We start from the raw sequence: 24,986 nt of genomic DNA on the forward strand, positions 1-24,986 counted from the left end.
CGGCGCGCCCGTCATCACAGATCCCCTGTCTGAAGGACTGCCCATGCCGACATTGCTCTGCGGAAATCGCACGACCACCTGCGTCGATCCGCTGCACACCATGACCATCACCGCCGGCACGGCATCGGCCGGCACCGTGCGGGTGCTCGACACCGACGCGGCGGGCACCCTGCTGCGCACCGCCACGATCGACGACTCGCAAACCGTGGAGGTGGGCGGCTACCCGAAGCGGGTGCAGGTGCACATCGACTGCACGGCCGGGTCGCTCGACTACTCGACAGCCCTGTCCGCGCTTCCTGTCGCGCAATGGGGGAGTGGCGAGACGCTGAAAACCATCCCGCCCCGCTCCGTCAGCCGGCCGAGCGCGGTGCGCAACAGCGTCGTCTTGCTCGGCAGCAGTTCGATGGCTTTCACCAACGACATCGTCTACACCGGCGCCGCCCGATACAACCACTCGGCCGCCGGCCCGCTGACCTGGCTCGCAGCCCTCTCGAAGCGCAAGTTCACGCTGCTCAAGAACCTTGCCCAGGGCGGGTTGGACACGGACGGCGTCTATGCCCGTCTGGGTCAGGCGCTCGCGCTGCGCCCCGAGATCGTCATGTACCACGCCGGTACCAACGGTGTATTCCAGCTGGGCCGCACCGCCGACCTCGTGTGGTCCTACGCGAAGAAGACCTTGGATGCACTGCGCGAGGCAGGCATTCGGGTCGTGCTGCTGGTACCGCAGAAGTGGAACACCGCGGATGCCGCCTATTCCACAGCGAAGCGCGACGAGTATTTCCTGTACTGCGCTTACCTGCGCCAGTACGCCGCGGTCAACCGAGACGTCATCCTCGTCAACATCCCGCAGATCGTTCAGGACGGCGCCGACGCGAACGGCAACCAGCTCTCGAACTACTTCATCGACACGAAGCACCTGAGCAACCTGGCGGCGTACTACGTCGGCAAGGCCATCTATGAAGCGGTGGACCCGCTGTTCCCCGAGCCAGGGCTGGTCGAAGGCGAGGAGATCAACTACCTGACCGATGCGGCGATGACGACGACGGTAGCCGCTGGCACGCCGTTCTCCGGCACGCTGTGGAGCAAGTTCACTCTCAGCCGGACGCAAACCCCAGGCGTCGTGGCCTCCATGGTGCCGGCGCCGGACGGTAGCGGCATGGCGCAGCGGCTGCAAATCACGGCGAACGCCAACAACGACCGTGTCAACGTCCAGATCCCGAGCGCGAACATCCTGCCGCTCGTTGCCCCAGGTGAGCGCATCACGTTCGAGATGAACGTCCGGATCAACTCGTCGACGGCCCTGCGCGCGTTCCCGCAATATTTCAGCCGCACGAACCTTGCCGTCACCGACATGGGCCGGGACATCGACACCCCGACGAACGACAAGGCCATGCCGAACGAGGTGATCGACGTGGTGCTGCAGACACCGGCGTGGGACGTCTGGGCCGGAACCACCGCGCTGGACGGGTTCATCGCATTCCTGTTCAACGGCGCCGGCAGTGCCGACGTCACGCTGTGGAACCCGCGCATCCGCAAGGTGCCGAGCATGCCGCTGATCTACTGATCGGACCCCGCCCATGAGTCAAGCGCTGATCCGGCAGGCATTCGAGACGCGGCTGAAGACCTGGGCCGACGCCCAGGCCCCCGCCATCCCAATCGCCTGGCAGAACGTGACGATGACGCCGCCGGCGGGCCGCTACCTGCGTGCGTTCCTCTTGCCGGCCAGCACCGGCAGCGATGACCTCGCCGGCGAGCACCGGGTGTTCCGTGGCCTGTTCCAGGTCACGGTCGTTACGCCGATCGGTACCGGCCCGGGGCAAGCCGAGCAGCTGGCTGGGCAGCTGGATCTGCTGTTCCCGCTGACCGAGCCGCTGGCCGTCGGCGGGCTACTGGTCTACCTCACCTCCCCGATGAGCGCCGGGCCCGCCATCCAGGAACCCGACCGCTACGCCGTCCCTGTGTCCGCCGGCTACCGCGCCGACACGATCTGACCCCCTCCTGACCGCCCGTTTCGGGCTCCCCTCCTGGCCGCCTTCGAGCGGCCGTTTTCATTCCCGAAAGGAAAACCATGGCTGTCTCGCTCCCGAACGGCGCAACCGTCTCCATCGCCTCGACGTATGCGACCTTGAAGAACATGACCGCGATCACGAACGCCGCGCAGGCGGTCGCGACGCTCGAGGCATCGCACGGCGTGGCGGTCTCCGACATCCTGGAGGTGTCGTCGGGCTGGTCGAAGCTGAACAACCGGATCGTCCGCGCCAGCGCCGTCGCAACGAACGACGTCACGTTCGAAGGCATCAACACCACCAGCACCAGCCGCTACCCGGCCGGATCTGGCACCGGCAGTGTCCGCAAGATCACCGCCTGGACGCAGATCACCCAGGTGCTGGACTCGTCGACCTCCGGCGGCGAGCAGCAGTTCACCTCCTACTCGTTCCTCGAAGACGACACCGAGCGCCAGATTCCGACGGTGAAGAGTGCTCAGTCGATCACCTTCAACGTGGCCGACGACTCGACGCGCCCGCACTACACCGTGCTGGTGACCGCTGACGAAGACCGCATCCCGCGCGCGATCCGCGTGGTGCTCCCCACCGGGGCCGTCCTCTACTACAACGCCTACGTCACCTTCAACAAGACGCCGACGCTGACGAAGAATGAGGTGATGGCCAATCAGGTCACGCTGTCGCTCGTCGCTGACCCGACTCGCTACTGATCGGGGGGCGCATGCTGAAGCTCAAGGCAAACCCGACGTTCAAGGCGAAGGTCGAGATCCCAATCCCCGGCGGGGAGAAGGTCGCGGTCGAGTTCGAGTTCAAGCACATGCCGCGATCCGAGTTCGAGGGCTGGCTGAACGAGCGGCGGGCGCAGATCGAGGAAGGCATCAAGCCGAACCAGGACGTCGACACCATCATGAAGGTGGCGTGCGGCTGGTCTGGCGTTGATGGCGACTTCACCCGGGACAACGTCGCGCTGTTCCTCGACCAGTACCACGCGGCCAGCCGGTGCATCGGCGAGGCCTACGGCCGGGAGCTCATGCAGCTGCGCTTGGGAAACTGAAATCCGTGGGGGCCGGGCTGTACCGGCAGCGGCCAACCGAGAACGAACTGGCGGCGGTGGGGCTCACCTGGGCCGACGTCGCTGACCAGTTCGAAGTCGAGGTCTGGCCCGACAACTGGCCCGCCGCGGTCGTCTTCTCATCCCTGCAGACGCAATGGCGCGTAGGCCCGGGCGGGCCCTATGGGCTCGACTACAGCGCCATCCCCGACGTGCTGCGCATGTCCAGCGTTCCCCGATCTCAGTGGCCCGAAGTGTTCGAGGCGGTCCAGGTGATGGAAGCCGCGGCGCTCGGCGCCATGCACAAGAAGTGAGCCGGTATGCAATGTGAAATCTCGACCCTCGGCCTTGCCGTCGACAGCAGCCAGGTCAAGACCGCGACCGAGGCGCTGGACCGAATGGCCGCGGCCGGCAAGCGCACGGAGACGGCATCCGCGCGCCTGGAGCAGGCGTGGAACCAGATGCTCGCTGAGACGCGGGGCATCAAAGGGGGCATCGATGAGTTGGTGCGCCTCGCTCAGGTGGAGAAGTCCGCGGCCTCGGCGGCTGGTGCACTCGCGGCGGCGCACAAGGAGGTGAACCGAGAGGCAGCGGCGGCAGCAACGACCGCCGCCAAGACGGCACGGGACGCCGAGCAAGCCGCCAGGGCACAGGCCGCGGCGGTGCAGAAAGCCGCGAAGGACGCCGAGCGTGCGTCCCGGGAGCAGGCGTCCGCCGCGCAGAGGGCCGCGAGCCGGACCGCCATGCAATACCAGCAGCTGGCCTTTCAGCTCAACGACTTCGGCGTTCAGGTGCTGAGCGGCTCGAACCCGTTCGTTGCGCTGATCCAGCAGGGGTCCCAGCTGTCAGGGACCTTCGGTGGCGTGACGAATGCCATTCGGGCCGTGGCGTCGATCTTCACCGTGGCACGCGTCGCGATCGGCGGCGTCGCCGGCGCCCTCGGCGCGGTGGCGCTTGCCGCATACAAGGGTGAGCAGCAGAGCGTCGCGCTTTCCCGGGCGATCGAAACGACGGGGAATGCTGCCGGCGTGACCGCGGGTCAGGTGCAGCGCCTTGCGGAGACGATCGGCGACGAAACGAAGAGCGGCACCCTGGCCGCCCGGGAGGCGCTGCAGCAACTGGTCGCAAGCGGCCGGTTCAGCGGCGACGCCCTGATCGAAACAGCACGTGCGGCCAAGCTGTTCGAGCAAGCGACGGGCGCGTCGAGCGACGAGGTCCTGAAAGACTTCGTGTCGATGACGAACGGCGTTGCGCGGTGGGCTGAACAGGCCAACCGCAGCTATCACTTCCTGAGCGCCGCGCAGCTGGAGTACATCCGCACCCTCGAGGAGCAGGGCGACCAGCAGCGGGCAATCTCCGTGACGATGCAGGCGTTGTCTGAGCGGGTGAGCGGGGCGGCCCAGCGTGTTGGCCTGCTCGAAGGAGCGTGGCGCGGTGTCAAGAACGCTGCTCAGTCCGCACTCGACACGATGATGTCGATCGGCCGGGAGGGGACCGTCGATGACGCACTCACCCGGGCGCAACGGGACCTGGCGCGGCTGCAGGGCGCGCGCGACGGCAAGGCTATCGCAGGCTTCCGCGAGACGTTCTCGCACTTCTTTGGCGGGAAAGACGGAAGCATCGACGCGCAGATCGCGGCGCAGCACGCGTTGGTCGCGCGCCTGAAGGAATCGAGGGATCTGGCCGAGAACGTCGCACGCAGTTCCGCGCAGCAGGTGGAGCGCGAGCAGGCCCGCATCGGCTTCATGAAGCTGCAGGAAGACAGCCTGTCCAAGCAGGAGAAGCTCGCCAAGGAACTGGCCAAGGCCAATGCCATCGCGGACAAAGCGGGCGTGTCCGAGGCAGACCGCAAGAAGGTGCTTGACGGAATCCGCGAGAAGTATGCGACGCGGACGCCGAAGGGGCCGAGCCTCCCCAAGGCCGAACTCGCTGCGGACATCTCCGACATCCAGCGCGAGCTCACGAAGCTCACGAGCATGTACGCCAGCGCGGAGGCGATCCTCGAGGCACAGCGGGCTGCGAGCCTCGTCGATGAGCGGAACTACTACGAAGCGAAGCGGGCCTTCGTCCGCCTCGATCAGGAAGCGAAGGTCCGCGCCCTGGAAGAGGAAAACGCTCGCTACGCGCAAGAGAAGACGTCGGGCAAGGATCGGATCGAGACGCAACGCAAGATCGCGGACAACGAGGCGAGGATTGCGACCGCAAAGTCCGAAGCGGTGTCGAAGACGATCGTGCTGGACACCCAGCAGGCCGCAGCACTCGACGCTTTGCGCAAGTCCTACGAGGAGGCCGAGGCCGCGGCGGAGGCCTACCTCGACACCATGCGCCGCCAGCAGCAGCGTGATCTGGAGGGCATGGGCCGCGGCGAGCGCTTCCGCGAACGCAACGCCGGTAGGGCGCAGATCGAGGACCGCTACCAGCAGCAGCTTCTGCAGCTGGAGAGCGACCGGCGGTCCAGGAACATGCCGGACGAGCAGTACCAGCAAGAACTCGAGCGCATCCAACGGTTCCAGTCCGCCGCGCTCCAGGAATGGGAGCGGTACTTCGCCACCCGGACCGAGATGGAGCAGGACTGGAGCGTCGGCGCCTCGGAGGCCATGGCCAACTACATGGACCGGGCGCGGGACAGCGCAGCGCAAACAGAGGACCTGTTCACTTCCGCGTTCCAGGGGATGGAAGACGCCCTGGTGGACTTCGTTATGACGGGAAAGCTGAGCTTCGCCGACTTGGCGAAGTCGATCATCGCGGACCTTGTGCGTATCCAGGTGCAGCAGATGATCGTCGGCCTGGTGGGTCAGATCACCGGTGCCGGTGGCACTGGCGTCGCCGGAGCGCGTGCGATCGGCGGCCCGGTTTCCGCCGGCAACATGTACCGAGTCAACGAGAACGGGCCCGAACTGCTCGACGTCGGCGGCCGCCAGTACCTAATGATGGGCGACCAGAACGGGAAGGTGACCCCGAACGCCGGCGGCACCGTCATTAACCAAACCGTCAATGTTGGCCAGGGCGTCAGCCGGGCCGAGGTCTACCAAGCCGTCAAGACCGCCAACGCCCAGTTGGAGGGCAAGTTGATGCGCTCTCGCACTCGCGAAGGGGCGTTCTCGCAATGACCGTCTACACCTGGCCCACCGCGTGGGCGCCATCCTCGATCGAGTTCTGCTCGGTCCCGAACAACCGCGCGCACACCAGCCCGTACACCCGCGGCGTGCAGGTGGTCGACATGCTGGGTGAGCGCTGGAAGATGGCGTTCACCCTTCCTGCTCGCGCGTACAGCGAGGGCGCTGCTCTCGAAGCGTTCTTTGCACGGCTGCGCGGGTCGGCGAATGAGGTTGCCCTTTGGCACTTCCGGCGGCCGGTCCCCCGAGGGAACATGCGCGGCACGACCACGTTGAACGCGGCTGTTGCACAAGGGGCGCAGTCCTTGGCAATTGCCGGTGCCATCGGCAAGAACATGCTTGTTCGCACGCAGCAGTTCGACGTCAGCCCGTGGGTCAAAAACGAGGTGACTGTGACAGCTGACGCCACCGCCGCGCCGGATGGCACAACGACGGCGGACAAGGTGATCGACGGCGTTACCTCGGGCCAGCACTACGTGCGGCACTCTTTTACGACGAACATCAACCAGACCTACACGGCGTCGGTGTACGTCAAGGCTGGCGAGCGCGGCAGGGTGGGGATGATCTTCCGGGACGCGACGACCACCCTCAATCAGGCGCGTGCGAGCTGGAACCTGTCGACGGGGGACATGGACTTCACTGGCAATGTCGGGGTTGGTACGTTTGCCCCTTCTGTTGCGCCAGCTGCAGAGCCAATCGGAGACGGATGGTGGCGGTGCTCGGTATCTGGCAACGTTGGCAATGTGCCTTCCTGCCAGTTGCGCATTCACGTTCTCGATGCTTCCGTTCCGATCAACACGCCCACCTACACCGGAGATGGCGTGAGCGGCCTGTATCTCTGGGGTGCACAGGTGGAGGCAGGCGCGTCGGCAACCGTCTATGAGACGGGCGCGACCCTAAAGGCGGGTGACCTGATCGGCGTCGGCGGGCAGCTGCTGATGGTGGCCGAGGACTGCATGGGCCCGGGCGACAACACGATAACCGTGCCGCTCGCAAACCGCGTGCGCGCTGCCTTGGCGTCCGGCGCCGCTGTTACCTGGGATCGGCCGACAGCGAACTTCCGTCTCACCAGCGACACCGTCCCCTTCTACTACTCCCCAGGCGTGTTGAACGAGTTGCAGCTGGAATTCCTGGAGAGCTGGGCATGAGGACTCTCTCTTCCGAGGTGACAGCGGCCCTGTCGGCCGACCGCGTGGCCATCGCCCAGCTTATCTACATGGCGCTGTCGCAGCCCGTGTACCTCAACACGTCCAGCTGGGACCTGCAGTGGAACGGCGAGACGTGGCGGGGAGCCGCCGGCGCGGGCCGCGTCGACGTGATCGACGACAGCCCGGGCGAGATCAAAGGGCTGAACTTCGAGCTCTCCGGCGTACCGAGCGAACAGATCGCGCTCGCACTGGCCGAGCCGGTGCAGGGGAAGACGGTCGAGATTCGCACCGCCATCTTCGATCCAGATACCTATGAGGTGCTGGATGCTCCGGTGGAGTGGGCCGGGCGCCTGGACACGATGAGCATCGTCGAGACGCCTGAGGGTGGGGCGGCCATCGCCGTCACCGCCGAGCACGTCGGGATCGACCTGCTGCGCCCGTTGGTTGTCCGGTACAGCAACCCGGACCAACAACGCTTGTATCCAGGTGACCGGAGCCTGGAGTACGTGATCGATCAGGTCGAGCAGTCCATCGTCTGGCCCGCTGCCAGCTTCCACCGCAGATGAATCTCCAGCGTCTACCCGACTGGCCCGACAGGTTGGCCAGGCTCATTGCTGCGCGTCTCACTCATCCGTTCATGTGGGGTGTCCACGACTGCGCCCTGTGGGCAGCCGACGTCGTCGAGGCGCTTACCGGTGTCGACATCGCCGCCGGCGTGCGAGGCACGTACAGCACGGCACTCCAGGCCGAGCGCGTCCTCCGCGTGCACGGCGGCTTGAAGGGATTGGGCGATGACACCCTTGGCCAACCAATCCACCCGCTCGAGAGCCGCGTCGGCGACGTTGGCCTGGTTATGTCGGGAGGTCGTGAGGTTTGCGCGGTGTGCAACGGCGATCACTGGCTAGCCCCAGCAGCCGACGGCCTTGCTGCGCTTGATCTGTTCGCGGCGACGACCGCATGGAGGGTTGGTTCATGAACCTGAGAGCCCGCATCGTTATCGCGGTCGCCTGCCTGTGCGCTGCTGCGCCAGCCATGGCAATGCCACAGGCCATTGCGGCGGTGCTGGTCGCCGCTGGCGTGTCCACCACTGTCGCCATCGTCGTCGGCTACGTCGTCACGATCGCAGCCGTTGGACTCTACGCACGGCACCAGAAGCGCAAGGCGGAGCGAGCCGCACGAGACGCCCATAACGCCAGCCTACGAGATCGCCACTTGATGGTTCGGGCGGCGACGGAAGGCCGCGATCTGGTGCTCGGCCGCGTCCGCAAGTCTGGTCCGCTCATCTTCTTCGCCACGACTGGGCCGGACAAGGAGCGCTTCGTCGCAGTCATCGCGCTGGCTTCCCATGAGATTGACGCCGTCGAGCAGATCTACTTCAACGACGAGCCCGTGGAACTCGACCCCGACGGATGGGTGCGGAGCGAACCGTATGTGAAGTGGCGGAAGGTCGCCGGGTCAGCCGTTGGCTCCATGGTGAATAACGTCGGTTCGATCTCCCTGCCGCACAACCCGATCCCCGGTTCCATCAACGCATGGTGGGGCAGTGACGAAAACTCGGCGGTGATCCCCACGTCCGTCTCCGGCAACATCATCACCTTCACCCGCAACGAGTATCCGCCGCTCACCGGGCCGGTTTACGTCAACTACCAGTATTGGTACGGCGAGTCCAAGGCGCGGGTGCGTTCGAACCTCGGGTATCACTGGAACGTCACCGACCCACGGCTGCAGGACCTATTCCCGGGTCAGTGGACTGACGCCCACCGGTTGCGCGGGATCGCGCACCTGATTGTCGAGTTGATCTACGACACCGACGCATTTCCGACATCACTGCCCAATATCAGCGCCACGGTCCGCGGCGCGAAGGTGTCGGACCCTCGGAACGGAAATTTCGCGTGGAGTGACAACCCGGCGCTCCTGATGCGCCACTACGCCTACGACGAGCTTGGCGCCAACCTCGCACCTGGGACGGTGAGCGATGCCCACGTGATTGCGGCTGCCAACGTATGCGACCAAGTGGTGACTTACAACGTAGGGGGGAACTTGTCCTCGCGGAAGGTCTACACGGCGGGCACCGTTGCGAGGAGCGGCACACGGCCGATCGATGTACTCGGAGAGTTGGCCGAGGCCATGGCGGGCAAAGTGGCCTTTGTCGGAAACTCCCTGATCATGCGGGCGGGCGCGTACACCGCGCCAGCCCTGTCGCTGACGGATAACGACTTCAGCGATGCGAGCGAGGTGCGCATCCAACCGCGGCGGCCACGAGACCAGTTGGTGAACGCAGTCACCGGGGTGTTCGCCGATGAGGGGAACAAGTTCTCCGTTGTCGACTTTCCTCGGGTCTCCTTCGCGTCCTACGCACAGGAGGATGGCCGGGTACTCCCGGTCGAGGTGGAGTTCGGCGCGATCACATTCGTCGGCCAGGCGCAGCACGTCGCTCGCGTCATGCTAAGGGACGCGCGGCAGGCGCTGACCATCACGGCGAGCTTCAAGCTGCGGGCGTACCCGGCGCAGCTATTCGACGTCGTATCGATCACGAACGCGCGATACGGTTGGAATGCCAAGCCGTTCGAGGTGCTCGGGCGCCGATGGACGCTGGATGGCCTGATCGAGCTGACGTTGAAGGAAACGGACGCAGCGGTGTATGCGTTCGATCCCAACGTGGATGCGATCAATGCGGCGCCGAACACGAATCTGCCGAAACCCTGGGTGGTGGCGGATGTGGGCCCGATATCGGTTCAGAGCGGTACGGATCAGTTGGTGCGGCAGTCGGACGGTACGGTGCTGACACGGGTCCGCGTATCGTGGCCCGCTCTGACCGATCAGGCGGTGCTGACGAGCGGTCAGATCGAGGTGCAGTACCAAAAGGCTGGCCCGGTGCTCACCGCATGGACGACCGCGACCGTGCCTGGCGACAGCACCGAGGCGATGCTCGGCGGCCTGGACGACGGCGTGCTCTACCTCTTCCGTGCGCGCGCCCGCAACAACCTCGCGTCTGGGGATTGGTCATTGCAGGTGATGCACAGGGTCGTCGGCAAGACGGCCCCGCCGAGTGATGTCCCGTGGGCACTGATCGCCGGGAACAGGCTCACGTGGGGGCCGATCGATGACATCGATCTGGCAGGCTACCGGTGGCGCTACGTCAGCGGGGCGTCGAAGAACTGGGCCGCCGGGCAGCCGATGCACCAAGGCTTGCTGACCGAGACCAGCTGGCTCATGTCCACGCGGCCCGTCGGACAGAACACGCTGATGGTCAAGGCGGTCGACACCACCGGCAACGAGAGCGAGAACCCCGCCTATGTCATCACGGACCTCGGCGACCCGGCGACGCTCAACGTGCTGATCAGCTGGCCTCAGGCCCCGAGTTTCAGCGGCACCAAGCTTGGCGGGACGGTTACCGGTGGCGTGTTCGAGGCGGACTCCACGACGCTGTTCTGGGAGGGAGATTCGGGGCTGCATTGGGGTGTGAACGCTGCGAACTACTGGTCTGTGACCAGCTATGCCTCGCTGTCATACGAGTGCTACTTCACCACCCCTGCGGAGGGCACGCTGCTTGTCGAGCACGAGATTGAAGGCACGGACGTCCGCATGGAGTACCTCAGGCAGTCGCAGACCGCCTTCTGGGAGGGCAGTGACGAGACCTTCTGGTCGCTGAACGCCGACGCCTTTTGGCCTTCGGGCCCGGGTTGGCAGCCGTGGCCGGGGAACCTCGTGCTTCTCGGCAGCGAGCCTATCGGCATTCGCGTGACGACCGCGGCCAGCACAACGCGTGGCCGAATTGTCACCCTGACGCCGCACCTCGATGTGCCCGACATCGCAGAGCGTCTCGACGACATCTCCATCTCGGCCGCCGGTACACGCCTACCCGTGACCAAGGCCTACCGCGTCATCAAGAACATACAGCTCACCATCCAAAGCGATGGCGGGAATGGCGTGGGGGTGCGGATCGTCGACAAGCAGGTGTCGCCCGGCCCGCTGGTTCAGGTTCTCGACAGTTCGAACACGCCTGTTTCCGGCGTGCTGGACGCCTACATCCAAGGCTACTAAGGAGCCACGCATGGCAATTCTTCCGACAGAAGCATCGTTGATCAGTGACGCCACAACGAACGCGCAACAGAAGGGCAACTTCTCCAACTGGCGAAACTTCTGCGCCGACCTCCTTGGCACGGACAGCAGTAACAAGGCGGCCGCGCGAACGGCTCTGGGGTTCTCCGCCAGCGGCGATGCAATTAACGTCGCCAGCCTCTCGTCGACAGGGAACGTCAGTGCGGGCGGGCGCGTGACCGGCGGAGTTGCGACAGTCGCCTTCAGCGCGACGCCGACCTTCAACGCCGCGGCGGTGAACACGATCTTGTTTGGCACGTTGACCGGCAACGTGACCAGTTCGACGATCTCCAATCTGGCTCAGGGCCAGTACGTCTCGATCAGGTTCAAGCAGGACGCGACCGGCGGGCGCACCGTCGTCTTGCCGGCGACGGCCAAGGTCGCCGGGTCGGTGGGTCTGCTGGCAAACCAGGTCAGCTACCTCAACGTCACCTTCAACACGGCCGACGGTCGTGTCGAAGGGGCATGGACGGTCCTGCCGGCGTGAGGTAGCGATGCAAACCAGCATTTTCTTGGGGCGGGCGACCGTGTTTCGGGTCACCGCGGGCCAGCAGCTGACGTCTCGGGGCTACTTCTCGGGCGGCGGCTCGGTCTCGCCCAATGGCGGCGGCGGCCTGCACTTCCAGGGATGCCGCGTGACCGAGATCTATGACGACAACTCGAACGACCCTGTGCCGGCGTTTGCCGTATGGCTACGAACGCCCTCGGGTACCGGGACGATCGCGCAAAACCACTTCCTTCAGATCGAAGTGGCCGGCACGGTCTACCGCACAAACGCCGTGTCGGACTTCTTCCAGTTTGCAGGCCTCTCGGTGTGGCGCTGGAACTCACCGCGGGGGTTCGTGAACGGTTCCACCTACGACGGCCACATCTGCTGACCCACTCGTCACGGTTTACGCAAGCGCCTGCTGCGCAGGCTCCCGCATCCTCACAAAGGACCGCCATGTCCGATCCCACTTCGTCGAGCCCTCCGACGGCCTCGCGCCGGCCAATCTTCGACCCCACGGTCAATCTCGGCCACGTGCTGACGTTCGTCGGTTTCATCGCCACCGGCTTCCTTGCCTACAGCACGCTCGACAAGCGGCTGGCGGTGCAAGAGCAGAAGAGCGTGGCCCAGGAGCTTCGCCAGCACGAGCAGGAGCTGCGCGTGAAGGAAAGCCTGAACGAGATCAAGGGCGACGTGAAGGAAGTCCAGCGCTCGCTCAACGACTTGAATCGCAACCTCAGCCAGACGAGGCACCCATGAAGATGATTCCCAACTGGCGCCAGGCCTGGCGCATGTTCTCCGTGAACGCCATGGTGGTCGCGCTTGCGCTGCAGGGCACCTGGGCGGCCATGCCGGACGACCTGAAGGGCAACCTGCCGGCGTGGCTGCTGCAGGGCCTGACGGTCAGCCTGCTGGTGCTCGGCATTGCCGGGCGCTTGGTTCAGCAGCCGAAGCTGAGCGACGAAAGCGAGCAATGATCACCGTCGAGCGACTCGTCGCCGCAGGCATCGCGCCTGCACCGGCGGCTGCTTTCGCTGCGCCTCTGGAAGGCGCCTGCCGGCGCTTCGGCATCACCAGCCGTCAACGCCTGGCGGCCTTCGTCGCTCAGGCGGCGCACGAGTCGAACGGCTTCGAGCGCCTCGAGGAGGATCTGCGGTACACCTCCGCCGCGCGCGTCTGCAAGGTTTTTCGCGGCCGAGTGAAGACCCTTGCTCAGGCCGGCCCGCTTCTTCGGAATCCGCGGGCGCTGGCCAACGTGGTGTATTCCAACCGCCTCGGCAATGGCGACGTCGCCAGTGATGACGGGTGGCGGTACCGCGGGCGGGGCCTGTTCCAGCTGACTGGACGTGCCAACTACATGGCTGCGGAGGATGCGATCGGACGCCCCTACAAGGCATCGCCGGAACTCGTAGCCGAACCGGTCGATGCCGCACTGACGGCGGCATGGTTCTGGGCTGCGGGCGGGATGAACGACTTGGCAGACCGGGGCCGCTTCGACGACATCACGCGCCGCGTCAACGGTGCGGCGATGCTCGGCAGTAAGGAGCGGCAAGACCTGTTCATCCGCGCGCTTGGAGCCTTCTCATGATCCCCATCCCCTGGACCTCCCCGCGTTTCTGGCTCGCGATTGGACTCGCGGCGGCCCTGGCCGTGTCTCACGGCTGGGCCTATCACCGCGGCGGGGCCAGCGTGCAGGCAAAGTGGGATCGCGCGGAACTGGAGCGGGAGCGCGAGCTGTCCGAGGCCCGGAGCGAGCAGCAAAGGCTGGCCGCGCGCGCTGCGGCCAGGTTCGAGGCCTCACGCGAGGCTATCCGCCAGCAGCTGGCGACAACCCAGGAGGCGCTCCAAGATGCCCTCGATCAACCGGTTCCCGTTTGCCCGCGCACCGTGGGTGATGCTGTTGTGCCTGGCGCTCTCGGCGTGCGGCTCAACGCAATCGATGAGGCAGGCGCGACCGGAGCCGCCGCAGGAGAGCTTGCTCGCTGAATGCCCGGTGCCGCCGGCGTACCCCACGGAGGACACGCCGCTGCGGAAGTGGGAGGCGCTTCTCGCCCTGCGCACGGCGATGGACGCCGAATGCAGGGCGAAGCAGAAGCGGCTCAGCGAGTGGGCACGCGCCGTCTCAGAACCAGCGCCAGCAGGCCAGCGCCCATAAGAGCGTAGGTTTCCGGTTCTGGCACCGGCTGCGCGAAGCCCCACACCTCCGCGTCGGCATGCAGTCCCAGGCTCTCCTTGGCAGCGCCGGTCGAATACTCGAACGAGAACGACTTGCTGTCGGTCCCTCCACGGCTTGAGGCGACCGCGTCTGCAATCGCTTCGCTTCCGTCCGGCCACACTCCAGTAGGCCGAGACAAGCCGATGGTGGCCCCGGCAATCCCTTGACCTCGCCCGACGACTGACGCGGAGAGCAGACCGGTGATGCGGATCTGGGTGTTCTGCGTCACGTCGAGCCCGAACGCGAAGTTCCAGGGCTCGGAAGTCGCGGTAGCCCGGCCCGTGAACCCCCCGTTGCTCGTGCTGCCGTGGAGGGAAATCGAGTCCTCTGTCAGCTCCGCCCGGATCGATCGCACCGCGCCACCGGTTGGCTCCCACGCGAAATCGGTTACGCCACTGTCGCGGCCGCCGCGGTAGTTGTCGATGGCCCAGGACGAGTACCCGGCCCTGAAGCTGAAGTCTGGCTCTATGCCATCGTCGGGCGCCAAGTCGATCAACTCGATCCGCACGTTGCTGACCGAGGCGCTGACGTCGATCGCAAGCGCCGGCGCCGCGGCGAGTGCGAGAACAAGCCCAAATGCTGCTTTCATTCATCCTCCTGTTATCTCCCGGTCGGGCCGGGGCACCAGGCTAGACGGCAAGCAACGGGCCGAACCCCCCTCTTTCGGGGGGGCGCCCCCGATTGTTGCCAATGCGACACGCCCCCCTCAATCCGGGGAATCAGCCGGCTTTGGGCGGTAACGATTCATAAACCGGCGTCGACCGGTGGCCGACGCTTCCTATACTGCCGCCCAAACTTAGATCCGGGAGGGTGTGACAAGATGGGAAGGCCGCTGATCGTCTTGGGGGACAAGACGAGCCACGGGGGCGTAGTGATCGGCGCTTCCGACTCCACTGACACGCACGGCAAGCGCATAGCGCGGGTGGGTGACAAGGTCACGTGCCCGAAGAAGGGTCACGGGCGGGTCACAACGATTGCGACCGGCGATCCGACCTTCATCATCGACGGCGCCCCGGCTGCCAGACACGGTGACCTCTGCGCGTGCGGCGCACAACTGCTCGCTGCTCAGTACGTGACGGACGTCCGCGAAGGCGACGCAGTAGGCCTTGGTGGCGCGGCACAAGCGGAGGAGCTTGCGAACCTCGCGCCTCAGTCGACTCCTGACGCACCGGAGCCGCACATGGTCCGGTTCCAGGCGATCGACGATGCGACCGGCGAGGCGCTGGCCAAATGCCCATACATCATCACGAGGGCAGACGGCACGGAGCACGGTGGCTTGACGGACAGCGAGGGGTACACAGCACCACTTCAAGCCGATGAGGCGGAGACGGTGGCCGTGCACTTCATGTTCAAGTCCGAACTGCAGACGATCGAGCGGGAGGATTTGGCGTGACCGGGATCAAGACCGACGACCTCAAGATCGACCCGTTTGTCACTACCGCTGAGATGTGCCGGGCGACGGACAACCCACCGACGGTGTTCGTGAAAGTCGACAACCGAGCTGCGACCCGCCAAGCCGTCATCGTGAAGCTCCGCCGTGAAGGATTCGAGTTCAAGACGCGATCTGATTGGAAGGCGCGGGAGGCGAAGACCGCAGGCATGAAGCTGGACTGGAGTTACACCGGCATCGCAATACATCATGCCGGTAACAGCGCGTCGTGCAACGCTGATGGCGCCGCGCAAATGCGCAAGGTCCAGGACCTGCACATGGACGTTCAGGATTACGCTGACGTAGGCTACCACTACGCTGTCGACTGTCAGGGCGTGATTTATGAAGGGCGGGACATCCGCTATCTGGGAGCGCACATCGGCGAAGTTCACGGCGTGGCAGGCATCGTGTTGCTGGCGGATCTTTCAGTGCGAGGCGAGGAAAGGCAGCAGGCTGCCGACAGGCCATTCTGGAAGCGCCCTGGCTTCGGGATCTTCACTGTGGACGATGCCGACGTCGCCCACGACGAGCCGACGGGAGAGCAGATCGGCGCTCTCGAGGCTCTTGTGAAAGCATTGCGGCACCACTTTGCGATAGAGCGACTTGGTGGCCATCGCGAGTGGGCTGTACTCAAGCAAAATGACGTCCGGGCCTGCCCCGGCGTGCACGGAATGATCGTCGTGGAGATGCTGCGCAAGGACTTGAAGCTCGGAGCCCCGAAGTGACGAGACGAGCAAAGCGAGCAGTCGTTGCCGTAGGGGTGCTTTTGCTGGCCTGGGCCTTCTTGGGGGTAGAACGGCAGCGGAGTGAGTTCGACGCAAGCTACCACCCCTTCATAAAGGTGCGTCCAACGTTCGGCATTGTCTTTGTGAACCCGCTATCAACGGACGATGCGTATGAGGTATCGCGGTATGACCAGCTCGACGCAGAGGCTCGCGAGAAGTTCGCGGCATTTTGCTGGTCCAAGCATGGGCTGAAGGACTTACGCGCCTGCGCCGAACCCTACGAGGCCGAATTCCTGCGCGTGTATCCCGATGCCGCAAAGCCGTCCCCATGAAACGACGCGTATGGGGCTGCTCAGCGGCTCTGCTCGTTGTGACGTGGTTGGGTGTTGGCATCGAGCACGATTTGCCAGGCGACCACGAGGACCAAGATGCCTACATGCTTTTCCTCAAGGCAGAACCGACGCTGAAACTGCTCTTCGTGAACCCCTTCACTCGGGGCGACGCTCCCTCTGACCCGCGGCGGTTGACCGGTGCGCAGCAGGAGGACTTTCTGCTGTACTGCCGGCACCGGCTGGGCATGCGGTGGCCCACGCTCCACGCATGTTTTGATGCCTACAAGAGGCCGATATGCGAGCGCTTCCCGACGGCCGACCCATGCCTCGGCGAGCGCTAGGCCCGCAGCTCACTTGAAGCTGTCCGGGGTCCTGTCACCCGACGTGTTGCTCGCATCTCGCATGGTCGGCGTTCACGCCCTCGGCCCCGAGGCCTGGCGCGCTGATGCTGGCCGGCGCCGCGCCAACCCGAAGCGTCGGTTTCCACTCGGACACCTTCGTCGGACGATGAAAGCGATGCGCCACGATGGGGGCCAGACGTTGCGGAATCGACGGCAGCGACAACGCCCCGTCATGCGATGGGCCGCGCCGCTTCAGGATGCGAACCTGCAGCGTCCACGCGTCTTCCAAGCGGACTTCGACCCGCAGAGGCGCGGCCGAGGAGTCCTGGTGCGCTGTGACGGCGCGCATGAGGAAAACCGGCATGTCGGCGGCAGCGGCGCAGCTCTGTAGTCGGCGAATCTGCTCCGAGCGGACCTGCGGCAGCCAAGCGAGGACGGCTCCTAGGCCGGTTGCCTTCACCGCCTGTTCGGTCGCCCAGAGGCGTTGGGCCGGCGCTTGAGCGTCGACGCGGATCAGCTGGTTCTCGTCGATCCCTGCATCGCGCAGCCCGGGGCAAAACGGAATCATCGGCGCGCCAACAAGCCATAGGGGCCGTTTGGCAAGAGAGAGGGCGCGCAGCGCTGGGGCAAGCAGCCGCCACTCGGCCAGGGCGGGATGAGGTTGCAGGATTTCGGTCACTGCTCCACAGGGCCACCCGCCGCCGGGCAGTTCTTGGTCGAGCGGGGCAAAGCCCGTGGACACGGTGCGGTGCTCAGTCCGGCCCAGTTCGGAGCCTCGCCACAGCACCTTCTCCAGTTCCGGGCGGAGCGATTTCAGCACGACATCGGAGCCCTGCTCGGCGCCGTCGGTCGGCTCTGTCAGTCGGGTCGGGTCCATGTCGAATACTGTAAATCCGTACAGTACCGCGGGAGGCTTGAGGCTGCAAGAATTGACAGGTGGACGAAGAGGAGATCCGTGACTTGCTTGGCGACCCCGACGAAGTGGGGTGGGGCGGTATGACTTCGCGCGTCTGGAAGTGCTCGAGGTGCGGGTTGGTGCACATGTTCAGAAGCCTGGTGCGGCCGCCGGCCCCGTGCTCCAACTGCGCCGGAATCGCGTTCGAGAGGCTATCCGGACGCGGGAAGGACCCGCTTGCAAGCCAGCAAATGCGTGCCTGATTTTTCAGCATTTGTTCCCACAAACCGGCTGGAAACCCGCGCCAATCCTAGCTTTGCGCCTTAGATTGTGATTCTGGTCGTCGTGGGTTCGAGTCCCATCAGCCACCCCACCCGAACATGAAAACGAAGGCCCTCCTTGCGAGGGCCTTTTTGTTTGTGCGTCGTGAGTGGTCCGTTGGGCGCCCCTTGCCGGGCGCCTGGCCACCGCCCCGGGGCAGCAGATGAGGGTCCAGTGTGGCGTCAGCAGCAAGCTGGCGTCGAGGGCGTCGACGGGGCTGCCGGCTGCTGAGGACCGCGACGCCGCCGCGGCCCGCGTACTTGTACTTGGCTTGTACCGCGCATCCTCGGCCAACATGATCCGCGCCAGGTCGCCGCATGAATCATCGTTGCGGCACCGATTCGGGCTTTCACCCTGCGACTCCCATATGGCGGTGGGCAGATAAGCCCGTCCACGGCCCGTCTGTCCTGAGCGGCCCCTTGTTCCGCGTGCAGCTGCCTGCTTCAGGCCGGCCACCCTCGCACCGGGTGGCAAGGTCAACCCGTATCGCTCGTGGCCCGCCTTGTCCCTCAAGGCCCGACTCAGCAGCGCCGAGCCGTCTGTGCATTCGGCACGCAGAGACAGCACGTCGTCGCGCGCAGCGCCCAACCCGGTCCTCCGCACACCCATGCGCAAACACGCTGACCTCGCGTAGATGTTGGCGCATCGCGTTGATGCGCTCGAGGTTGATGCTGGTTGTCCGCGGCCGCTCAGGTGTCGCCAACGTGACGCCGACGACACGCACACAGTGCTGCCGACCACCGCATGCGGAGCATGACGCCGCCGCTCGTTTCACCTTTGAAGTATTCGGACGGCGCACGCCCCATCTCCTGCATCGCACTGCACGCAAAGATCACGCGTCATCGGTGCGAGTCGTTGCAGTGGTACTGCATAGAACCAGGCGCAGAGCTCGTGAACGACAGTTGACGCAGCAGAGTACCCCTCAAGTGAGGTGCAGCCAGCACGACGGCGCACGCGTTCGCTTGCGCGAGTCACGCCGACATCGCCTGGTCTCGCTAACGGGTCGACTGCTTCACCGCGCACTGCAAGGCGTGGCGCGGCGCGCAGCCGTGTCGCAGCCGCGCGCATCGGGCCGACGCGGCAGCGTCATGCTGCTGCGTCGCGGTGGTCTTGCTCGTGGCGAGCCACCTCTGCGCCCATCGAAACGTGGCGCAATGTTCCTGCACCGAGCACAGGGCAAAGCGTAGACGGCGGAACGGCTTCTACAATGAGTTTTTGCGCCGGGCGCCGCGCGACACAACTCAGAGGGCAAGACAAGATGCTGGCAAAGCAGATGGAAGCTGAATCTCTGGATCACAAGCAGCCCGAATCGGTTGCAGCGGTATTGAAGGTGTTTGCCATCCTGCAGGCCCTGACGGAACAAGAAGAGGTCGGGATATCAGAGCTGTCGGTTCGGATGGCAATGCCCAAGGCCACGATCTACCGCTTTCTCCAGACCATGAAGAGCCTGGGCTATGTGCGCCAGGCCGCCGACAGCGAGCGTTACAGCCTGACGATGAAGTTATTCGAGTTGGGCACGCGGGCACCGCGCTACCCCGACCTCGTCGAGCTGGCGAAACCCGAGATGGAGCGGCTGTCCGCGTTGACCGCGGAGACGATCCATCTGGGAATGCTGATCGAAAGCGAAATCATCTACGTGCACAAGGTCGACTCGCGTCACATGCTCGGCATGTACTCGCGCATCGGCCGCCGTGCGCCGCTGCACTGTACGGCGATCGGCAAGGTGTTGATGGCCTGGGAAGATCCGGGCCGTCGCGAGGCGCTGCTCGCCAACGTGCAGTTCAAGAAATATCGCGACAACACCATCACCTCGCGCGAAGCATTCGACGTCGAACTCGATCGCACCCGCGTCCAGGGCTATGGCGAAGACCGGGAAGAGTTCGACGACCACATCCGCTGCCTCGGCGTGCCCGTGTTCGATCGACACGGCAAGGCGGTGGCGGGGCTGAGCATCTCCTTTCCGACCTTCCGCTATCACGAAGAGCGCAAGGCCGAGATGGTTCAGTTGCTGCACGAGGCCGGGCAGGCGATTTCCGCAGGCCTCGGGTGTGCGGGCTATCCGCCGGCCCTGCGGCGCTGACCTTGCGGCGCTGGCGGCCACCGGGGCGCCGGCGCGGGTGCCCCTCACGAAAGCGATGTTTTTAGGCCGGTCGGCGCGGGTGGCCGGCGACACCGCGGTACCGTCAAGCCTCTGATCCTGCGGGGACCCCATGTTCGACAGTGCCGCCGACCGTATTGCCTACAGCCAGGCCGTGGACTACCTCGACCAAGGCCGTGCCGACCTGATTCCGCCCGAGACGGTGGAGGACTATGTGAAACGAGGGCTGCTCGAGCGCCACGGGGGCGGCCTGAGGCTCACGCCCGAAGGCGAGCGTGAGTTCCAGAGCGCCAAGACCGAGCGCTCCACCGACGGCTGAGCCGCGCGCGGCACACGGCCGCCGGCGTCCGGGCCGCGGCGGCTCAGACGACCACGTTCAACATCTCGGTGTACGACTCCGGTGCCGGCAGGCCCTTGAAGGCGCGCATCACCGTCACGCCACCCGGCATCGGTGCCCACCACAAGGTGGCGCCGCGCAGGTAGTGCGCCATCAGGTCGAGCCCGAGCGTGTCCACCGCGCTGCCCACGCTCGGCAGCACGAGTGGCAGCGCCTGCTGGAAGACCGCGCTCCAATCGACCTGCACCCCGAGGTCGAGGGCGTCCGCGTCGCCCGGAGGTGGCGGCGCGCCGGCCAGCAAGGCCTCGAACTGCTCGTGCGTGAACTGGGTGTTCAGCACCTGCGGCAGGGCCTGGTGCACGTAGTGGTACCAGCCATCGCCAGGGCGCTGCAGTTCTCGCAGCAGCGCGCGGGTGTAGGGCACCTCGGTGTAGACCGTCAGCGGGAAGTAGCGTCCCACCCGGTCGACGCTCGACATCAACACGCCGGCATAGGCTTCTTCGCCGCACACGCCGGGAAAAAACGCGAAGCTCCACAACGGCGCGCTGGCATAGGCCTGGGCCCAGCCGTCCTGCAGCCGGGCCCGGCTGGCGGGCAGGGCACGCTGCAGCCACGCGTCGAGCATCGCGTTGAACTGATCGCTGCCGCGGCGGTGCGCGAAGTCGCCCAGCGCCGGGAGCTTGCCGAACCAGGCGGGGCCCGCGCCGCCACCGGGGCCGCCGGCGGGGGGCGACAACCAGTCTTCCAGGCCGCTCATAGCTTGCCCGGGCAGGCGAAGTTCGCCAGTTCGTTCATGCGGAACGGGTTGAGCACGCTGCTGGTGGTCACCTCGAACACCGCTCGCCGGCCGTCGATGTTGAACGTCGCGCGGAAGCGCTCGGGCTGGCCCGCGCCGTCGATCTGCACCTTGTCGAACATCCGGAACAAGGCCCACGGCCCTTCGAAGACGGCTCCCGAAGTGCCCGACGGCGAGGGTGGCGACAGCTGAATGCGCACCTGCCCGCGCCCGCCGCTGCCCGGCCATTGCACGCTCATCGGCACTGACGGGCCGTGCCCGTACTTCACGATCTGCCCGTCGACGTCGAGGATGAACTGCGTGATCGACGCGTCCATTTCGAGCGGCTTGAAGTCGAGCCGCAGGCCGGGCGCCTTGCCGCCGGAGCGGAAGAAGGTGTCGCGGATGGCCTGGGCACGCTGGAACTGCAGCAGGGCGCTGGAGTCCTTTGACGACCCCATCTGGCCGCCGCCGATCTCACGGAACGACCAGGGCCGGGTGGTGGTGTCGACGAACTGCATCAGGTTGCGCTGGAAGAAGTCGTCCATCAACCCGCCGGGCGAGAACAGCCGCGAAAAATCATCCTGCGTCACGTCACGCCCGCTGCCCCGCGCGAACGGGTAGCGGCCGTCGATGGCCTGGCGGCAGAAGTCGGAAACGCTGGCCTTCAGGTTGTTGCTGATGTTCTCCCGCGTGGCCCCGAGGGCCTGCGTGACGCCGCTGGTGACCATCTGGTTCATCAAGCCGCGCATCGGCTCGGGCAGCTGGCCCGCTTCGGCGCGCACCTTGTTCGGCACGTCGCTCTGCGGGGGTGCGGCGCCGCCGCGCACCGCCGTCTCGGTGGCCAGCATCAGCGTGTACAACTCGTTGAGCAGCTGCAAGGACGTGTCGATCGGCGCCGGCTGGCCCTGCGCCGGGCTCAGCACATAGCGGCGCAGGGACTCGAAGCGCAGGTCGACGATGTCTTCGAGCCTTTGAGGCTGCGCGGACGTGCCGGGCTGCGGCTGGTCGCTCGACAGCAAGCGCGCCAGGCTTTCTCGCGTGTCGGACACCCGTTCGCGCACGCTGCTGGAGGCGCGCTCGACGGTGTTGCCTTCGATCTTCTCGCCCAGCGTCACCTCCTTGACGACGGCGCGCAGCAAGGGCGGCAGCGGCGAGTCGGGGGCGGCCAGCGTGCGCGTCACCTGGATGGTCTGCTGCAGCGTGCCGTGGCTGGCCAGCTTGATGTCGTTGAGGAAGGCCTCCCAGATGCGGGCGTAGTCTTCCAGATAGAGGCGGCGCACTTCGTTCAGCAGCTGTCCCTGACTCTGCGAGTCTTTCGGGTTGAAGCTGCGCTGCTGCTCGTTGAGGCCCAGCACCCAGCCCTCTTCATCGAACAGCTGGCGCGCCACGCTGTCGGCCTGCTTCAGGAACCCCTGGTGGTAGCCCTCGTAGGTGTACAGCGCCGGGATGCCCTTGGTCAGCGGCGCACCGCTGGCGCGGGTGAACACCAGCCCGGCGGCCGGCCCTGCCGCCTCGGTCAGCTTGAACTCGCGCAGCTTGGGGTCGACACCGACCCGCTTGAGGCGGCTGTAGACACGTTGCGCCAACGACATGCGCTGCAGCGCCTGGCGCGATTGTTCGATCAGCGCCTTGTCCTGCGGCACCGGCGACATCACCATGCCGCGGTCGAGCAGCACGTTGAGGTGCTGTTCGAGCAGCGCACGCTGCTCGTTGTTCACCTCGCGCGGCAGATTGGCTTCCCAATCGGCCAGCACCAGGTCCTTCAGCGCCGCGGCGGAGTAGTGCTCGGTGTCGTAGAGCATCAGATACGCCTTCAGCGCCTCGTACATCAGCTCCGGGTTGCGGCTCTGCGCCGAGCGCAGCAGGTCTTCGACCCGCCGCGCCACCTTGGGCAGCATTGCGTCGGTGAGCAGGCGCTGATAGGCGGCACGGGCGCCGGCATCGACCTTGTCGCCCTGGAACAGGCCGAAGCGGTACGAGGCCGGCGCATGCAGCTCGGCCGTGACCGGCTCGACGATGGCCAGCGTGCGCAGCTCGTTCAGGGCCGGCAGCAACTGCACCACGTCCGCCCCCGTGCTCGGGTCGATGGCCTGCACGGTCTTGGTGGCCGGCGGAATGCGCTCCTCGACCGCGGACAGGTAGTTCTTGTTGTTGACGTAGCTGATGCTCCAGGCCGCCAACGCCCCCACCGCGAACAGCGCCGTCACGGCATAGGCGGCCCGCTGCAGCCAGGCGCGGCGACGTTCCCACACCATGTTCGTGCCGGCCAGCTCCGACTCCTGGAAGATCACGCCTTTGAGCGTGCGCGTCAGGAAGTAGCTGCGACCGGTCGATTTCTGCGCCGGCAAGGCGCGCCGCTCAACCTTGAAGCTGCGCGCCAGCACGCCCATGATGCGGTCGATCGGCGAGTCTTCCTGGGTGCCGCTGGTGAAGTAGACGCCGCGCAGAATCATCGCTTCGTCGAACTGGGACGCCGAGAAGGCGTGGCCCAGGAACTCGCCCAGCACCTCGCGCACCGCGGCGAACTGCTGCGGGAAGCTGTAGATCAAGGCGCGCCGGGTCGGGTCGCGCTCAGCCTCGAGCCGCTCCAGCGAGCCCTCGAACAGCCGCTTGGACAAGGCTTCGAACTCGGTCGCGAAGGTTTGCGCCAGGGCGGCCTTCTCGATCGCCGGAGCGCGGTCCTGGTAGGGCAGCGTGAAGCCCAGCACCTGCTCGCGCTCTTCCTTGGTCAGGTGGTCGAAGTACTCGATGAAGCCGGGCAGCAAGTCGGTCTTGGTGACCAGCAGGTAGATGGGAATGCGCACGCCCAGCTGCTTGTACAGCTCCTGGACGCGCTGGCGCACCGTTTGTGCATACCGTTCGCGCTCGGGCGCCGCATGCGAAAGCATGTCGGACACGCTGATGGTCACCAGCACGCCGTTGATCGGGCGGCGCGGGCGGTTGCGGCGCAGCAACTGCAAGAAGCCCTGCCACGCGGTGGCGTCGTCCTGCTGGTGGCTGTCTTGCGTGGTGTAGCGACCGGCCGTGTCGAGCAGGATGGCTTCGTTGGTGAACCACCAGTCGCAGTTGCGGGTGCCGCCCACGCCGCGGATGGCTTCCTTGCCGAAGGTGTCGGCGAGCGGGAACTCGAGGCCCGAGTTGATCAGCGCAGTGGTTTTGCCCGAACCGGGCGCGCCGATGATGATGTACCAGGGCAGGTGGTAGAGGTAGCCGCGGCCGAAGTTGCGGCGCACGCCGGCGCGGCTGCCCAGCTGGGCCTTCTTGAGGGTTTCGAGGGCTTCCTTGAAACGGCCCTCGATGACGGCGACTTCCTGGCTGCCGGCGCTCGGGGCGGCGGGCGTCGCAGCGGCTTGCTGCGCGAAGCCCTGCACCAGCTTCTCGCTCGCCTTGCGCGCGCGCCAGGCCGACCAGACCTGCTTGCCGACGATGAACAGCGCGATCAGCGCGATCAGCAGCGCGCGCGACCAGACGGTTTCGAGCGGCCGCAAGTCGCCGATGGCCACCAGCGGCCCGACGATCCAGATCACCAGGGCCAGGGCCAGCAGCCCCAGCGCCAACATCACCCAGCGGTTGAAGATCCAACCCAATATCTTCTTCATCATCTTTTCC

25 protein-coding genes and 1 pseudogene are annotated in these 24,986 nt (G+C 65.8%); 22 read left to right on the forward strand and 4 right to left on the reverse strand.

From position 1 onward, the window contains the following. The first annotated feature begins 142 nt into the window (after nucleotides 1–142). The 16 genes from AAW51_RS10730 to AAW51_RS10805 all read left to right on the forward strand — a co-directional run bounded on the left by AAW51_RS10730 (nucleotide 143) and on the right by AAW51_RS10805 (nucleotide 13,892). The gene (locus tag AAW51_RS10730) at nucleotides 143–1,564 is read left to right on the forward strand and encodes an SGNH/GDSL hydrolase family protein (RefSeq protein ID WP_157359783.1); all 1,422 of its coding nucleotides are present in this window, start codon (nucleotides 143–145) and stop codon (nucleotides 1,562–1,564) included. 13 nt (nucleotides 1,565–1,577) lie between these two features. Further along, nucleotides 1,578–1,991 carry a DUF4128 domain-containing protein gene (locus AAW51_RS10735; RefSeq protein ID WP_047194616.1) on the forward strand — a complete coding sequence of 138 codons (414 nt, stop codon included), beginning with the start codon at nucleotides 1,578–1,580 and terminating at the stop codon, nucleotides 1,989–1,991. Nucleotides 1,992–2,068: 77 nt separating this feature from the next. Then, nucleotides 2,069–2,713 (forward strand): phage tail protein, encoded by a 645-nt coding sequence (locus tag AAW51_RS10740; protein WP_047194617.1) that lies wholly within the window; start codon nucleotides 2,069–2,071, stop codon nucleotides 2,711–2,713. Nucleotides 2,714–2,724: 11 nt separating this feature from the next. Continuing rightward, a complete protein-coding gene (locus AAW51_RS10745; protein WP_047194618.1) occupies nucleotides 2,725–3,057 on the forward strand; it encodes a phage tail assembly chaperone in 333 nt (110 codons plus the stop codon). Between the two features lie 5 nt (nucleotides 3,058–3,062). Further along, nucleotides 3,063–3,368, forward strand: a complete 306-nt coding sequence (locus AAW51_RS10750) for a DUF1799 domain-containing protein (protein ID WP_238947825.1) — start codon at nucleotides 3,063–3,065, stop codon at nucleotides 3,366–3,368. Nucleotides 3,369–3,374: 6 nt separating this feature from the next. After that, the gene (locus AAW51_RS10755; protein WP_047194619.1) at nucleotides 3,375–6,164 is read left to right on the forward strand and encodes a phage tail tape measure protein; all 2,790 of its coding nucleotides are present in this window, start codon (nucleotides 3,375–3,377) and stop codon (nucleotides 6,162–6,164) included. Beyond that, nucleotides 6,161–7,318, forward strand: coding sequence for a phage head spike fiber domain-containing protein (locus AAW51_RS10760; RefSeq protein ID WP_157359786.1), 1,158 nt, complete (start codon nucleotides 6,161–6,163; stop codon nucleotides 7,316–7,318). Before AAW51_RS10755 ends, AAW51_RS10760 begins: the two co-directional genes overlap by 4 nt. Then, nucleotides 7,315–7,884, forward strand: coding sequence for a beta-propeller fold lactonase family protein (locus tag AAW51_RS10765; protein ID WP_047194621.1), 570 nt, complete (start codon nucleotides 7,315–7,317; stop codon nucleotides 7,882–7,884). The genes AAW51_RS10760 and AAW51_RS10765 overlap by 4 nt, the downstream gene beginning before the upstream one ends. Then, on the forward strand, nucleotides 7,881–8,294 hold the full coding sequence (locus tag AAW51_RS10770) for a DUF6950 family protein (RefSeq protein ID WP_047194622.1): 414 nt from the start codon (nucleotides 7,881–7,883) through the stop codon (nucleotides 8,292–8,294). The genes AAW51_RS10765 and AAW51_RS10770 overlap by 4 nt, the downstream gene beginning before the upstream one ends. Beyond that, nucleotides 8,291–11,362 (forward strand): phage tail protein, encoded by a 3,072-nt coding sequence (locus tag AAW51_RS10775; RefSeq protein WP_169788006.1) that lies wholly within the window; start codon nucleotides 8,291–8,293, stop codon nucleotides 11,360–11,362. Before AAW51_RS10770 ends, AAW51_RS10775 begins: the two co-directional genes overlap by 4 nt. Before the next feature lie 10 nt (nucleotides 11,363–11,372). Then, nucleotides 11,373–11,906, forward strand: coding sequence for a hypothetical protein (locus tag AAW51_RS29890; protein ID WP_157359788.1), 534 nt, complete (start codon nucleotides 11,373–11,375; stop codon nucleotides 11,904–11,906). A 7-nt stretch (nucleotides 11,907–11,913) separates the two neighbouring features. Then, a complete protein-coding gene (locus tag AAW51_RS10785; protein ID WP_047194625.1) occupies nucleotides 11,914–12,297 on the forward strand; it encodes a hypothetical protein in 384 nt (127 codons plus the stop codon). Nucleotides 12,298–12,362: 65 nt separating this feature from the next. Beyond that, nucleotides 12,363–12,665 carry a hypothetical protein gene (locus AAW51_RS10790; RefSeq protein WP_047194626.1) on the forward strand — a complete coding sequence of 101 codons (303 nt, stop codon included), beginning with the start codon at nucleotides 12,363–12,365 and terminating at the stop codon, nucleotides 12,663–12,665. Further along, nucleotides 12,662–12,883: a DUF7940 domain-containing protein gene (locus AAW51_RS10795; RefSeq protein WP_047194627.1), complete on the forward strand. Its 222-nt coding sequence runs from the start codon at nucleotides 12,662–12,664 to the stop codon at nucleotides 12,881–12,883. The genes AAW51_RS10790 and AAW51_RS10795 overlap by 4 nt, the downstream gene beginning before the upstream one ends. Next, a complete protein-coding gene (locus AAW51_RS10800; RefSeq protein ID WP_053013474.1) occupies nucleotides 12,880–13,494 on the forward strand; it encodes a glycoside hydrolase family 19 protein in 615 nt (204 codons plus the stop codon). The genes AAW51_RS10795 and AAW51_RS10800 overlap by 4 nt, the downstream gene beginning before the upstream one ends. Then, entirely contained in the window at nucleotides 13,491–13,892 is a 402-nt protein-coding gene (locus AAW51_RS10805) for a hypothetical protein (protein WP_047194628.1), read from the forward strand. Before AAW51_RS10800 ends, AAW51_RS10805 begins: the two co-directional genes overlap by 4 nt. A 113-nt stretch (nucleotides 13,893–14,005) precedes the next feature. On the opposite strand, the gene AAW51_RS10810 is transcribed toward AAW51_RS10805, so the two are convergent. Next, nucleotides 14,006–14,710 carry a PEP-CTERM sorting domain-containing protein gene (locus AAW51_RS10810; RefSeq protein WP_047194629.1) on the reverse strand — a complete coding sequence of 235 codons (705 nt, stop codon included), beginning with the start codon at nucleotides 14,708–14,710 and terminating at the stop codon, nucleotides 14,006–14,008. A 231-nt stretch (nucleotides 14,711–14,941) separates the two neighbouring features. Between AAW51_RS10810 and AAW51_RS30730 the strand changes: the two are divergent. The 4 genes and pseudogenes from AAW51_RS30730 to AAW51_RS10830 all read left to right on the forward strand — a co-directional run. Next, nucleotides 14,942–15,199, forward strand: a pseudogene (locus AAW51_RS30730) (PAAR domain-containing protein); the annotation flags it as partial. A 311-nt stretch (nucleotides 15,200–15,510) separates the two neighbouring features. Continuing rightward, entirely contained in the window at nucleotides 15,511–16,275 is a 765-nt protein-coding gene (locus AAW51_RS10820; protein WP_053013475.1) for a peptidoglycan recognition protein family protein, read from the forward strand. Next, nucleotides 16,272–16,607 carry a hypothetical protein gene (locus AAW51_RS10825; RefSeq protein ID WP_157359790.1) on the forward strand — a complete coding sequence of 112 codons (336 nt, stop codon included), beginning with the start codon at nucleotides 16,272–16,274 and terminating at the stop codon, nucleotides 16,605–16,607. Before AAW51_RS10820 ends, AAW51_RS10825 begins: the two co-directional genes overlap by 4 nt. Continuing rightward, nucleotides 16,604–16,948, forward strand: coding sequence for a hypothetical protein (locus AAW51_RS10830; protein ID WP_047194631.1), 345 nt, complete (start codon nucleotides 16,604–16,606; stop codon nucleotides 16,946–16,948). Before AAW51_RS10825 ends, AAW51_RS10830 begins: the two co-directional genes overlap by 4 nt. A 34-nt stretch (nucleotides 16,949–16,982) precedes the next feature. Here the strand turns inward: AAW51_RS10830 and imuA are convergent, their stop codons facing one another. Beyond that, entirely contained in the window at nucleotides 16,983–17,825 is an 843-nt protein-coding gene (gene imuA / locus AAW51_RS10835) for a translesion DNA synthesis-associated protein ImuA (protein ID WP_053013476.1), read from the reverse strand. A 1,597-nt stretch (nucleotides 17,826–19,422) separates the two neighbouring features. Here imuA and kdgR point away from each other — a divergent pair. Continuing rightward, on the forward strand, nucleotides 19,423–20,244 hold the full coding sequence (gene kdgR / locus AAW51_RS10845; RefSeq protein WP_238947826.1) for a DNA-binding transcriptional regulator KdgR: 822 nt from the start codon (nucleotides 19,423–19,425) through the stop codon (nucleotides 20,242–20,244). Nucleotides 20,245–20,374: 130 nt separating this feature from the next. Continuing rightward, a complete protein-coding gene (locus AAW51_RS10850; protein WP_047194634.1) occupies nucleotides 20,375–20,581 on the forward strand; it encodes a hypothetical protein in 207 nt (68 codons plus the stop codon). A gap of 43 nt (nucleotides 20,582–20,624) precedes the next feature. Here the strand turns inward: AAW51_RS10850 and tagF are convergent, their stop codons facing one another. Together tagF and tssM are read right to left on the reverse strand one after the other, a co-directional pair. Further along, on the reverse strand, nucleotides 20,625–21,356 hold the full coding sequence (tagF, locus tag AAW51_RS28050) for a type VI secretion system-associated protein TagF (protein ID WP_053013477.1): 732 nt from the start codon (nucleotides 21,354–21,356) through the stop codon (nucleotides 20,625–20,627). Further along, a complete protein-coding gene (gene tssM, locus AAW51_RS10860) occupies nucleotides 21,353–24,979 on the reverse strand; it encodes a type VI secretion system membrane subunit TssM (protein WP_047194635.1) in 3,627 nt (1,208 codons plus the stop codon). The genes tagF and tssM overlap by 4 nt, the downstream gene beginning before the upstream one ends. Nucleotides 24,980–24,986 lie beyond the last annotated feature (7 nt).

Origin of the sequence: Caldimonas brevitalea (assembly GCF_001017435.1) — a bacterium.
Taxonomy (GTDB): Bacteria; Pseudomonadota; Gammaproteobacteria; order Burkholderiales; family Burkholderiaceae_C; genus Caldimonas; species Caldimonas brevitalea.

Excerpts from the sequence above, each read along its gene's own strand:
- AAW51_RS10735 (WP_047194616.1), top strand. The coding sequence starts at position 1,578 with ATGAGTCAAGCGCTGATCCGGCAGGCATTCGAGACGCGGCTGAAGACC.
- AAW51_RS10740 (WP_047194617.1), top strand. The coding sequence starts at position 2,069 with ATGGCTGTCTCGCTCCCGAACGGCGCAACCGTCTCCATCGCCTCGACG.
- AAW51_RS10745 (WP_047194618.1), top strand. The coding sequence starts at position 2,725 with ATGCTGAAGCTCAAGGCAAACCCGACGTTCAAGGCGAAGGTCGAGATC.
- AAW51_RS10755 (WP_047194619.1), top strand. The coding sequence starts at position 3,375 with ATGCAATGTGAAATCTCGACCCTCGGCCTTGCCGTCGACAGCAGCCAG.
- AAW51_RS10760 (WP_157359786.1), top strand. The coding sequence starts at position 6,161 with ATGACCGTCTACACCTGGCCCACCGCGTGGGCGCCATCCTCGATCGAG.
- AAW51_RS10765 (WP_047194621.1), top strand. The coding sequence starts at position 7,315 with ATGAGGACTCTCTCTTCCGAGGTGACAGCGGCCCTGTCGGCCGACCGC.
- AAW51_RS10770 (WP_047194622.1), top strand. The coding sequence starts at position 7,881 with ATGAATCTCCAGCGTCTACCCGACTGGCCCGACAGGTTGGCCAGGCTC.
- AAW51_RS10775 (WP_169788006.1), top strand. The coding sequence starts at position 8,291 with ATGAACCTGAGAGCCCGCATCGTTATCGCGGTCGCCTGCCTGTGCGCT.
- AAW51_RS29890 (WP_157359788.1), top strand. The coding sequence starts at position 11,373 with ATGGCAATTCTTCCGACAGAAGCATCGTTGATCAGTGACGCCACAACG.
- AAW51_RS10785 (WP_047194625.1), top strand. The coding sequence starts at position 11,914 with ATGCAAACCAGCATTTTCTTGGGGCGGGCGACCGTGTTTCGGGTCACC.
- AAW51_RS10790 (WP_047194626.1), top strand. The coding sequence starts at position 12,363 with ATGTCCGATCCCACTTCGTCGAGCCCTCCGACGGCCTCGCGCCGGCCA.
- AAW51_RS10795 (WP_047194627.1), top strand. The coding sequence starts at position 12,662 with ATGAAGATGATTCCCAACTGGCGCCAGGCCTGGCGCATGTTCTCCGTG.
- AAW51_RS10800 (WP_053013474.1), top strand. The coding sequence starts at position 12,880 with ATGATCACCGTCGAGCGACTCGTCGCCGCAGGCATCGCGCCTGCACCG.
- AAW51_RS10805 (WP_047194628.1), top strand. The coding sequence starts at position 13,491 with ATGATCCCCATCCCCTGGACCTCCCCGCGTTTCTGGCTCGCGATTGGA.
- AAW51_RS10810 (WP_047194629.1), bottom strand. The coding sequence starts at position 14,710 with ATGAAAGCAGCATTTGGGCTTGTTCTCGCACTCGCCGCGGCGCCGGCG.
- AAW51_RS10830 (WP_047194631.1), top strand. The coding sequence starts at position 16,604 with ATGAAACGACGCGTATGGGGCTGCTCAGCGGCTCTGCTCGTTGTGACG.
- imuA (WP_053013476.1), bottom strand. The coding sequence starts at position 17,825 with ATGGACCCGACCCGACTGACAGAGCCGACCGACGGCGCCGAGCAGGGC.
- kdgR (WP_238947826.1), top strand. The coding sequence starts at position 19,423 with ATGCTGGCAAAGCAGATGGAAGCTGAATCTCTGGATCACAAGCAGCCC.
- AAW51_RS10850 (WP_047194634.1), top strand. The coding sequence starts at position 20,375 with ATGTTCGACAGTGCCGCCGACCGTATTGCCTACAGCCAGGCCGTGGAC.
- tagF (WP_053013477.1), bottom strand. The coding sequence starts at position 21,356 with ATGAGCGGCCTGGAAGACTGGTTGTCGCCCCCCGCCGGCGGCCCCGGT.
- tssM (WP_047194635.1), bottom strand. The coding sequence starts at position 24,979 with ATGATGAAGAAGATATTGGGTTGGATCTTCAACCGCTGGGTGATGTTG.